Here is an 11592-nt window from a genome sequence, read left to right on the forward strand (position 1 = left end):
GGGAATGGGGAATGGGGGAGGAGGAGGAAAAGGCTTTTGCCTCTAACCTGTAACTTCTAAGCTTTGAACAAATCGGGAATTTTTATAATCATGAGGGAAAAATAGGATAAGTTTAGGGTGGGGCGATCGCGTAATTCTCGATAAATCGCTTGATTGGGTAGTGTGACTCTTTCCACCACCCACGCATTATCCAAAAGCTGATGGCGATGCAGCACCTGCCATACTTGTTCGTAAACTGAACTTACTTTCATTAAGACTATGACATCTGCCCACTTTATAATTGTTTCCAATTCTTCCATATTATAAAGAGCAGGAAGGACAACAAGGCGATCCCCACGGATAGTTAATGGTAATCCAAGGGCTGCTGCTGCTGCCATTGGCGAAGAGACTCCTGGAATCGTTTCTACTACGGCATTTGGCTGTAATTGTTGCAGGGTTTGCGCCAAATAGTTAAAGGTGCTGTAAAAACTAACATCTCCTTCGCAAACAAAGGCTACATCTTGTCCTAATTTCAGATAATACCAAACCTGTTGGGCGGCTTTGAGCCAAGCTGCCATCAGGATATCAGTATCCTGAACATAAGGAAAGGTTAATGGTAGTTGCACCTGCTCTTCCCTTAGCCATTGTGCCACAATCTCTTGCGCAAACCCATGTTTGCCACCAATCCCAGCGGGGAAGGCTACTACAGGGGATTGTTTGAGGATACGCAGCCCTTTGAGGGTGAGGGATTCTGGATCTCCAGGTCCGACACCGATACCATAAAGTGTGGCCATAAGAGGTTAGAGATGAAACTACTAAGTGCTGCGGTTGGAAATGATAGCATAAAATGGATCTCCAGTACTAATTCCTAGTATCTGGAGAAAACTGGGAATAGAGGAAAGATGAGTAATTACTTCTGCGGGAGTGAATCCGCTGACAGATTTAAAGTAACCTTTGACGAGTGCCACCCGACTGGTTTCTGTGCCATCTCGCCAAGCTGCGATCGCTTTTTGGTAAAACATGCGGTTGGAAAAGCTGATAATGGCGATACCACCGGGTTTGAGGATGCGGTGAATTTCGGAAAATATGGCATCGGGATATTGTAAGTATTGCACGGAAACGCAGATGAGGACAGCATCAAAGTCTTCATCTGGTAGGGGTAATTTGGGATTTTTATTCAGATCTTGTGTAAAGTAACGATGGAATCTCCGATTGCGGGCTAATTCCTCTGGATTCATCCCGTGTCCTTCCACATGAGCAAATTCTATCTCTTCTGGTAAGTGGGAAATATGACTGCTCATCAGATCTAGAATACGACTATTGGGCTGGAGGCGATCGCGATATAGTTGAGTTAGTTGTTGGATAAACCCTTCATCGACATGGGTGACGAAGCGGGGGATGGCGTAAAAGAGGGTGTCGTCAGTATCGTCTAGTTTAGTCCGTTGTTCGGGTCGCAGCAGCATTATCGTAAACTGAGATTAAGGATCTAATCTCAGTTTACGGAATAATTACAAAATGTTAAGCTCCTGAGTTGGGTTTAAGTACTGTGGGAGCGGATAGCCAATACTTTCTCCCTCTGCGGTAGAAGATAATCTATTTCTTTGTGTCTTAGTGGTTTATCAAATAGTTATTCTTCCAGCGCCAAGAGGCTTTAGCCTTTATGTTTCATCGATAATTGGGTATAATTGCTTTTGCTCCTGACTGTGTTTTACAGTAGGGGTTTTATTTACTCCCTTAATTTCCAAACCAACCCAAATCGGCCAGAAAATGATAACCCAAAGGTTAATTAATTGCATTTTAGTTTGTTCCGATTCTATAGGTTTAAAGTTACGGGTTAGATATGACACAAAAGACTTATAGCAAACCCAGCCTGAGAAAAGGTAGGCGCTGATTGAATATGTCAATACTACCATCATCATAAAGCTCTCCCTGCACTATCTTATCTATGATTAATTTCTATCGCCAGCCCCTGACTCATTCACTTTGCAAAGTGAATGCTATTAGTTTTGGTTTTTTCCCTACTTGGGATTTACCCAGTCATAGCCCTCAGTTATAATCCTCATCCTAAATCCGGGTTATTCGCCCCTTTGATGATGCGGCGGTTGAAACCGCTACTACACAAACGAAGTCTGCCTCCGCAGACTAAAAGATAAAAGGGGTATTCAAGCCGGATTTGGTATCAATCAGAGTCTTTCGCGTGACTAGGATCATCTACTACTAACTCAGGTTGCTACTTATAAGACGCGACACCATAAAAACTCTTTTATTTGATATAAGTAGCCCCTTTCCCTTTTAATGGCAAGGTTTAGGGAACAAACAAGGTTTGTTGAAAACCCCTCAGTTGGAATACTTTTGATATCTTATAAACGAATGGCACTTATGTCAATAAATTTTTCATGAAGATATTTTCGATATTTTCTATTTTTCTTCAACGAAACTGTCACAATACTTCACCGAAACTTTACCTAAATTTACCGAAACCTACAAACCGACGGATTTATAGCTAGGGGCTAGAGGCTTTCTTGCTAGGGGCTAGGGGAAGAAGAGAATAGAATCAATTCCAGCAATTCAGAGTGTCTTAACCGACGAAAGCGACTGCTATGTCTGTTGTGGTGGTAATATAGCGTAGGATCAGATTAAAGTCTTTACGGAGAAAAGCCAATTGTTTGAGCCATGTATTGGAAGCTACAATCGCATTTTCTTCCTCCTGACGTGCCTCAGCAATTTTCTGCTCAATCTCGTTGTATATTTGTCCTTCAAATTCCCGCAGTTGGAGCTTGATCTGATATTCTAGGTGTTTGGCGATACCATTAAACTGGCTGGTAATCTCACTAAGATTCATGGTGGAATCTTCATATAGATGATAGCTAATTGTTTTGGGCAGAGTCACTAGCCGCCAAGGTTTTAACTGGAAGTCTAAAAATTTACCCACCATTTGGGGAGAGTGCTGACTTTCTGGTATTTTTTCTCTTCCTAAACTTGTTAGATTAACTCCGGCTGTCTTCCCAATCTCGTTAAGCCAATTAATTTGAGCTTGAATTCGCTGACTATCCAGATTCGCCCCGACATTTTGGGCTGATTTAATATTATATTGGGAAGCGATAAAGATTTGGACTAAGTTACTTTGCACGAGTTGTTCAATCTGTTGTTTTATTGAAGCGACAGATTGGCTAACAGCGGCTACTATTTTTTCTCCCGCTTCCTGATAATACTTCTCAATATTAAAGTGAGCATGTTGATTAAGTTGCTCGAAATCTGTATCGCTTCCCACTGAGGTAGCCAAGATTATCCCTTCTTTAGCAATAGCTGAGGACATTTTCAGGATTATACCCTGAATTTTAGTACGGAAGCGATCGCGCTCTTTGGTTACTGTGCGAGATAAACGAGTCAGGATTTCCCAAAACGCCGAATCTTGGTGCGAGTTACTTCTGATACTCAACTGGGCTTCATCAAGACAGCCTAATGCAATGCGGATTGGTGTATCGAAACGGGTGAGATAGCCTCGGTATTTGACAAAGATATTGATTTTTTCGATAAAAGTGGCAAAACGGCTGACTTCAATCAGAAAGTCATCCTTTGTATCTATTCCTTCATAGTAGTCTTTGCCATCAATAAAACAAATCGGGAATTCATCTAAACTATAAGGATGAAGAGCCTCAGCCAGACTATGACGATAATTAATAATTTTTTGCTCATCATCTCCCGCTTCATCAGACATTTTATTGATGACTAACATCATCTTCCAGCGATAGCCCTTTTCATAGGCTAACTGCTTAAAATTTGCTACTGTAATGGAGTCAAACAGCATAGAAGTCAGACAGAAAACCAGTAAATCAGATTTTGCGATCGCATTATAGGTAATATCATCATGATCCTGCCGCTCCGTAAAAAGTCCCGGTGTATCAATTAATTTAATTCCATTCCAATCATAATCAGTCGTTTTATCAGTAGTCAAATCAGAATCAATGGCAATATCTCGCCGCCCAGTAAGAGCAGAAATTATTGTAGATTTTCCCGCACTATACTGTCCGATAAAAGCGACTGACAAAAGTCCGCTATCGTGATACAATCGTAATTCATTGCGCATTCTTTGTCGAATCGATAATAGTTTCTTACTATTATTTTGAGCCAGTAATTTATCAAGTTTTATACAATTATTTGTAAATCTTTTCCCGACAGCAGCGGCTTCAAATTTTGGGTTATCTGGCATCATAATAGGGAGTGGGGAGTGGGTTTTTTGGAGTGGGTTTTTTGGAGTGGGGAGTGGGGACAATTTGCGGTAGGGGCGTTAGCATTTGGGCGATAACTTTTGTTGTTTAACCAGAATTTGACTATCCAAATGCTTCGCCCTGAATGGGGAATGGGGAGTGAAACTATTCTTTACTTCATCCTTAATATTTCATACTTCATCCTTCATCCTTCATCCTTAATATTTCATACTTCATACTTCATCCTTCATACTTCATACTTCATCCTTCCTCTTATTGAATTCGATGAATAGAAACATCTTCTTGAAGAATGCGATTAATCTCAGATAGAGACATTTTCGATTGTACTTCAAACTTAGTTTCAATATCAATCGAAGAGCCAAAATCCCGTTTAATTTTAGTAATCGTTTTATTAATTACCGATTCCGTTAACGGTTCATATTTACCCAAACACCAATCCACAATTCGCTTGCTATAAAATAGATTCAGACTATGTGCCGTTGTCTCTAACTTCTTTTTGGGAGTGACAAACTGGGGAGCCAGGGCTTCTAATCCTTCAATTAGAATCTCAAAGTAGTTATTACTACTCACCGCAGCATTCCGATAATAGTCACCAAAACTTACTTTAGCTTTATGCAGGATCATTTCCTGGCTTTTTTGGATTTGAGGGACTAATAATTTGGAGACTCTTTGTACGGCAAAACGACGTTTTTCTTCACGGGTTTTGGCAATACTAATAATACTGTTGATCAGAAATGCGCCCATCATAATCGTCTTATTTACAGGCGGGGAGAAAGTTGTCACTACTGTTTGAGATTGTTTCAATAAAGTTGCTGCAATTTCCTGAAAATCTCGGCTGTAAAAATTGGCATCATCTCCTGTTAAACTAAAGCTTAATCCGCTTAGTTTAGAGATAATATTTAATTCATTCCCAACTTCTTCTAGTGCCTCTCTCACATCAAGATCGAATTTTTGTACTGTTTGGGTATAGGCATTATGGATACGTTGTTCAAATTGCATACTTTGGAGTTTTCTCTGCCAATTTCGCTTCAAACTCTCTTCGGTGAAGTTCCAATTATCTTCAGCAAAGTAAGGTAAAGCATTGAGAAGATCTTGAAAAATTGATAAAATTTGTTGTTGTAGAGATTCCCAACGATCTTTCCCAGCAACTTGAATTTTAGAATAGAGATTCTGTCGCTGATTTTTGAGGGTATCGATTAATTGTTGGTATACTTTTAGATGTTGAGTCGCCCATTTTTGAGGATGTTCGATAGCACCAACAGTTGAACCGAGTAAGGTTTGCGATCGCCTAATTCTACCATGCTTAACCAAAGACTCGCGGATCGAGTCAAGAAAATCCTCTATGCGACTTGCCTTAAAGAGTTTATCTTGATTAGCAATATGTTCGGGTTCCCTTGCCATCAGCCCGGAGAGGATCATCACGGGAATAATATCAAAATAATCGTTAGCATAATGCTCTTTAGCATAACGACGAATACGTTCAATATGTCCGCCAATACCACTATTTCCCTCCATGGCAAATAGTTTGCTCGGCTCTCTTAAGAAATTCTCTAACCTGCGATGATCTCTCAGGTTATGTTTGATATTAAGTAAAATAATCAGGGGTTTTGCTTGTGCTTTTAACCGCTGCAAAAATTCAAACTCGGTTTCTTGGATACTATCGTTAGTAACGAGATAACAAATAATATCGGATTCTTCAATAACACCTTGGACAATTTCCTCATCGGTTTTGCCTCCCGGTGCGCCGATTCCTGGAGTATCGATAATCCGAATATTTTTCCACTCATACACTCTATTATACCGAGTTGTCCGTTGTCCACCTGTCCCAATTGCATCCCAACCACTTCCTGTAATAATAGCGTGGAGGGTACTTTTTCCGACTTTAGTTTTACCGATAAAAGCAATACTAAAATGATTGAGAGCGCGTTGTTTGGCTTGGAGAGAATTCCGAACAATCTCAATTTCTTTGCCGATTTCTTGGCTAAGTGCTTGCTTGGTTGTTTCCAGTTGTTTGATAACTTCTTTCTCAGTAGTCGTCTGCGCCCTACTACTGGTTTTATTCTGGATGTCTGTCAAGGTACTTTGGATGGTTTTTTCCAAATTAGCCAGTGTTGCGCTAGTCTCTTGCAGAGCGACTTCGGCTAGTTTATAATCTTCAAGTGCGATCGCGCTACATTGAAGAATAGCATTTTCGTACTCCGGTCCCGATAATAAAATTTCCCGTTGCAGTTTGGCAATTTGTGCCCCGACAGGTTGGGGCGATAACTCAGCCAACTTACTTACCAATGCCCGTGATAAAAGCGATTCAGCCCCTCTCAGTAACAGAGCTGGCAGGGAAAGTTTAGCTTTATCGCCCTCATCGTTAATTGCGGAATTTACACTCAAACGTGCGGTTTCGGCAATTTTTTGCTGAATGTCTCCAATCCGCCAATGCCAAATCTGTGCTACCGTCTCAACCATTTCTCTTTCTAAGGGCGAAAAGAAGCCATCAGCATGAGCGAGGGCTAAAATTTGCTGCATCGCTTCATTTTGCTCTTCTATCGGCACTCGACTGGCGACATCCTCCAGGGAAAGTCTATTTTCGTCTTGGGTGAGAATTTTCTCCATCTCAGCGATGGTGTAGTCTCCCACTTCGGTTTGAGTGGCGATTTCCTGCAATGCTTGGGAGGTTTTGCAATGAATCTGTTGCTCCGCACAAACGATATGTGCGATGAGGAGGAAGGTGTAGTCGAGTTGTGTGTCAGAGGTAGTGGTAGCGTTGGGCATTTTTACTATCTGGCAAATGCGGGATGATAGGGGAACCATTATTTAGCAAAGCATAAATTGTTCTCCTATAGACTTCTTAGTTTAACCATCCTTAACCGGAATGCTGGCAGTAGTAAAATTAGCCAATCGGGTTGGAAAACAAAGCTGTGATTTTCACGCAACCACCGTCTATTGCTTCAATTTCCAACTTATATCCTTCCAATAAACCCAACAAACCAGATTTGAGCATCAGGATAGCGAGCGAGTAATATGTCTGAGGCGGTGAGGCTATCTTTAGCCACTTCAAAAGCACCAGTCTCAATGTCGATCGCCACAATCCTACCACGATTGCCCGCTTCAACTTGCGATCGCACTTGGGATTCGTAGATTTCTTTACCACGTCTGACAAATTCTTCTTTGCTGTAGCGGCGTTCCCTTACTGCCATAGTGTCTCCCATATCTGCTTTACTATGCGATCGAGCATTCCCTATTCATTTTATCATCCAACGTATTAGTTTTGGAGGTTTGCCGTGGAAGATTAATTATTTAATTAACCACTAAGACACTAAGGCACGAAGGAAGAGATAAGGATACCAACGATGAGGAGAATATGAAGGCGTTTCATCTAAGTTATTCCAGTATTGACTGGGTTTTATAGTTTGTCTATCTTATCTTATAATACTTTAAAGGTAAAGAACTCGGATAGCTAATGGCTAATTTTATTCCCTATTTGTTTGGCAATAAATAATACTCTACTCCCCACTCCAAAAAACCCACTCGCCCTCACAACGCCAGGGCTGTTTCATTCTCAAATTTTACGACAGATTGAAATCTGTCGCTACACAGACAAAACCTGCCTTCGCAGGTTAGCAAGTTTTGCATTAGCTTATTAACAAATAAGTTGAACCGCCGAAGGGCGGTTTAGCCTGTGTAGCAACAGGTTTTAACCTGTTGCTGTGGGAGAATGAAACAGCCCTGCTTACAACGCGGCAACAAGAATCCTCATCAAGGGTTCTAAATCTGTTGGTACGCGATATAGAGTTAATTCTTGGATAACTAATTTATCTTGACGATGTAGAATGCCAAATTGCCAAATTGTACCAGTTGAAACAGCCCCAATTAGTTGTGGTTGTGCCTCCAATGATGTTGATTTTTCCCATTTATCAAGTGCAATAAGTTGAACAGCCATTTGCGTGAAACCATTGGTTAAGTCTTCATGTTTTGCTTCTATTACTAATAGGTTGATCTTGGTTTTGAGTAAATAATCTAATTCCCCTTGCAGTCTATCGCTAACTTTGAGTGGATACTCAATCCGCAACTGCGCTCGTGTATAGTGGATTAAATCTGCCATGAGCGGTGCAATCAACATCTCGCGACGGGATTGCTTGTTAGTTAAATCGAGGTAGGGTAAGATTTCTTCAATTTGCGATCGCTTTTCTACTAATCTATCTAATTCACCTTCATATTGAGGTAAATCTACTAGGGTACGCTCCAGTGAATAGCCATATTCTCCTAAAACTTCATCGGTGGGAGCTTTCAGTTTGCTGATTTCACTAAATATGTAACTGCGATTGGGATCTAAGATGGGCATATCAGTAAATTATTGGTAATTTAAGGGCTAATTGCTAATCGTCGCTGATAAAAAGGTGTAAATAGTAATTTATTTTTATAGATTATCACGACTTACGCAGCGACGCTATTCATAGTTTGGATGGTGCGCTAGCTTTCGCATAACGCACCCTACAGATGGAGGCTCATAGTTTGGGTGGTGCGTTAGCTTTCGCATAACGCACCCTACAAATGTAGGCTTTGCGTAAATACTCATCCTAAAATCTAAAAGTAGTCCGCACTGTGCCAATTACCACGTCACCATTACTACTATTATGATTAGGTGCAGTCAGCCAGATAATTCCTGGTGTAATCGCTATCTTATCAGTTAATTGATATTGGTAGAAGGCTTCGAGATGGAGTGAGGTGCTTGAATCCTCAATTCCCAGATTTTCCAAACTATCGTCACTTTGAATAACTTTTGGCTCCATTCCAATAATTACTCCTGCCAAATTTCCCTTTTTGCCTAAATCTGGAAATGATAGGGTTAGCGCCCAATTCCAAATACTTGCATCTCCTTCATCAATAACTTTAGCTCCTGTATATCCCGCCCAACCGCCAATTGTAATCTGGGGATTAATTTGTACGGAAGTGGCTATCCCTAGGGAATTAGTGGCGACTGGTAAGCCTAACTTTTCAAATAGGTTTGCATTACTACTGCCTGTTTCCAAGTCTCGATTGTAGGCATTAACGTAAGTTAAACTAAGAGTAGTGCGATCGCTAGGTTGATATACGACTTGGGCTAATCCTCCGTAAGCACCGTTAAATAAACCTGCACCAGAGTTAGGATTGCTCGCATCACCCGCTAAATAAGCAACACTAACTTCTAATTTATCATTCAAAGTGTGAGTTACGCCCACACCCGCACCACTAACTAAATTGTAAATAGGCTGACGAGTGGCAAAACGAGAAATAGCACCACTGGCACCATCTCCATCCAGGTAAGGATTTAGGGTATTTACTAATTCATCCGCCTCTACTCCATGAGCGGCAATATTAATTTTGGTACGATTGTTGAGGGGGAAACTATAGAGAAGCTTATCAATGTTTAAGTCACTATCGCTATCGCCAGTAAAGGCTAATTCTCCTTCTGGAGTCTGGGTGCGACTTTCCAGCAAACCCAACCCTTCGGCTTGAAGTTGGGTTTCTAATAAATCTTTACCCGTGAAGCTGGTTTCTAAAGTTAAACGGGTACGATGACCTAAAATAGTAGTGTCACCAATATTATCATCTCCGGTAACAATCCCCGCCACGCCAATAATTGCTTCTCCCTCTAATGTAGTAGTAGTAGAAAATTGAGTTAATTCCAATTCCCTAGTGCGAGCAGTAATGGCATCCACATCACCTCGTACTAAAGATAATTCTAAAACAAAATCTTCAGTTAACTTTTCCAAAACCTTCAATTCAGGTGGTGGCGGTGCTTTTTCCCCTCGCGCCACCTGTAACTGAATCCCATCAAGAATGTGAAGTAACGCCGCTGCAAACTCATAACGAGTCATCCGACGATTGCCGCGAAAAGTGCGATAGCTTCGCTCGCCGTAGGCATCGCGATATCCTATAATTGCACCATATCTTTCCACTAGCGATCGCAAAGCCTCATAAGCCCAGTCACCAGGTTGTACATCCCGAAGTTGGGATACACTAGTCAATTGCTCTAAACTACTATCGTTATAGCCCTCAACTTGCTCTAGGATACTTGATTTTGGGTCTTCTGCGGCAATCGCCCCATTACAGAATAGCAGAAGTGCGATGCCGAAACCGGGCGGAGCCATTACGGGGCTAAATCGCCGTAAATTTTTCCTTATGTGACGAATTTCCATATACGAAGGCAATTACTGGTAATGAGGCGACCTTAATTATCTCATACTTGTTTGTAGTAGGCACTTCAGTGCCTAAATCTGCTATATTTATAAGCACTAAAGTGCTTACTACGAACCTGACATCCTGATGTAAGGGGAGCAGATTTTCGATGTCAGGATAAATCAATCCTTCACCCCTACAGCAGATTTTCGATATCAGGCATAAATTCCCTGAGAATAAGGCAAAATATAAAAAGCCCCTCTCATCCTATCGTAATATGGTCTGCTGCATTAATCCCAGTTGTCCCAAGCCTCAGAATCCGGATGGTATGAAATTTTGTCAGTCTTGTGGGGTGAAAATAATTCCGTTGCTGCGGAGTCATTATCGCATTATTAAGCCACTTGGTCGCGGGGGATTTGGTAAGACTTATGTGGGGGAAGATATTGATAAAATGAATGAACCCTGTGTGGTGAAACAATTTGCGCCGAATGTTCAAGGTAGTTGGGCGGTAAATAAGGCGGTGCAGTTGTTTCATCAGGAGGCGCAGCAGTTGCAAGATTTGGGTAGTCATCCTCAGATTCCTACTCTTTATGCTTATTTTGAGGAAGAGGGGTATATGTATTTGGTGCAGCAGTTTATTGATGGGGACGATTTATTAAAGGTTTTGGTAAAGGAGGGGGTTTGGGGGGACAGAGAGATTCGGAAATTGTTATTGAGTCTGTTACCTGTTTTACAGTTTATTCACTCTCGTAAGATAATTCACCGAGATGTTAAGCCTGATAATATTATTCGTGGCAGTAAGGGTGAATTGGTATTGATTGATTTTGGGGTATCGAAGCAATTGTCGGGAACCATAATGACGACAACTATGGGGACAACAATTGGTTCCCAAGGTTATGCAGCTTTGGAACAAATGGAGGGAGGTGAGGCATATCCCGCTAGCGATTTGTTTAGTTTGGGCGTGACTTGTTTTCATCTATTGAGTCAGAAGCATCCTTATAGTTTATGGATTAAATATGGGTATAGTTGGCTGGGGAATTGGCGACAACATTTGCCGAATCCGGTGAGTGATGATTTGGGGCGGGTTTTGGATAAGTTGTTGGTAGAAGATGTGGAGCAGCGGTATCAATCGGTGGATGAGGTTTTACATGATTTGCAGCCACCACCATCTCCTCCTCCTCAGCCTTCTGTTACCCTAGCATCTCCTCCTCCTCAGCCTTCTGTTACCCTA

Annotated in this window: 9 protein-coding genes; 1 reads left to right on the plus strand and 8 read right to left on the minus strand. The window is 41.4% G+C overall.

Translation table 11 applies throughout. From position 1 onward, the window contains the following. Positions 1 to 56: 56 nt before the first annotated feature. From NJ959_RS18115 to NJ959_RS18150, 8 genes are all read right to left on the minus strand, one after another. On the minus strand, positions 57 to 773 hold the full coding sequence (locus NJ959_RS18115; RefSeq protein ID WP_254013142.1) for a precorrin-2 C(20)-methyltransferase: 717 nt from the start codon (positions 771 to 773) through the stop codon (positions 57 to 59). Positions 774 to 794: 21 nt separating this feature from the next. Further along, the gene (locus tag NJ959_RS18120; protein ID WP_254013143.1) at positions 795 to 1442 is read right to left on the minus strand and encodes a class I SAM-dependent methyltransferase; all 648 of its coding nucleotides are present in this window, start codon (positions 1440 to 1442) and stop codon (positions 795 to 797) included. 195 nt (positions 1443 to 1637) lie between these two features. Beyond that, positions 1638 to 1775, minus strand: a complete 138-nt coding sequence (locus tag NJ959_RS18125; protein ID WP_254013144.1) for a hypothetical protein — start codon at positions 1773 to 1775, stop codon at positions 1638 to 1640. A 782-nt stretch (positions 1776 to 2557) separates the two neighbouring features. Continuing rightward, complete coding sequence (locus tag NJ959_RS18130; protein WP_254013145.1) at positions 2558 to 4192, minus strand: GTPase; 1635 nt, start codon at positions 4190 to 4192, stop codon at positions 2558 to 2560. A gap of 268 nt (positions 4193 to 4460) precedes the next feature. Then, entirely contained in the window at positions 4461 to 6974 is a 2514-nt protein-coding gene (locus tag NJ959_RS18135) for a GTPase (RefSeq protein ID WP_254013146.1), read from the minus strand. 188 nt (positions 6975 to 7162) lie between these two features. Continuing rightward, positions 7163 to 7399: a hypothetical protein gene (locus NJ959_RS18140; RefSeq protein WP_254013147.1), complete on the minus strand. Its 237-nt coding sequence runs from the start codon at positions 7397 to 7399 to the stop codon at positions 7163 to 7165. A 533-nt stretch (positions 7400 to 7932) separates the two neighbouring features. Next, the gene (locus tag NJ959_RS18145) at positions 7933 to 8544 is read right to left on the minus strand and encodes a hypothetical protein (RefSeq protein WP_254013148.1); all 612 of its coding nucleotides are present in this window, start codon (positions 8542 to 8544) and stop codon (positions 7933 to 7935) included. Positions 8545 to 8779: 235 nt separating this feature from the next. Then, positions 8780 to 10381, minus strand: coding sequence for an iron uptake porin (locus NJ959_RS18150; RefSeq protein WP_254013149.1), 1602 nt, complete (start codon positions 10379 to 10381; stop codon positions 8780 to 8782). 257 nt (positions 10382 to 10638) lie between these two features. On the opposite strand from NJ959_RS18150, the gene NJ959_RS18155 reads away from it, so the two are divergent. Next, the coding region (locus tag NJ959_RS18155; RefSeq protein ID WP_373693676.1) for a protein kinase domain-containing protein at positions 10639 to 11592 on the plus strand (954 nt) is incomplete at its 3' end.

This window comes from Limnofasciculus baicalensis BBK-W-15, assembly GCF_024178385.1.
GTDB lineage: Bacteria > Cyanobacteriota > Cyanobacteriia > Cyanobacteriales > Coleofasciculaceae > Limnofasciculus > Limnofasciculus baicalensis.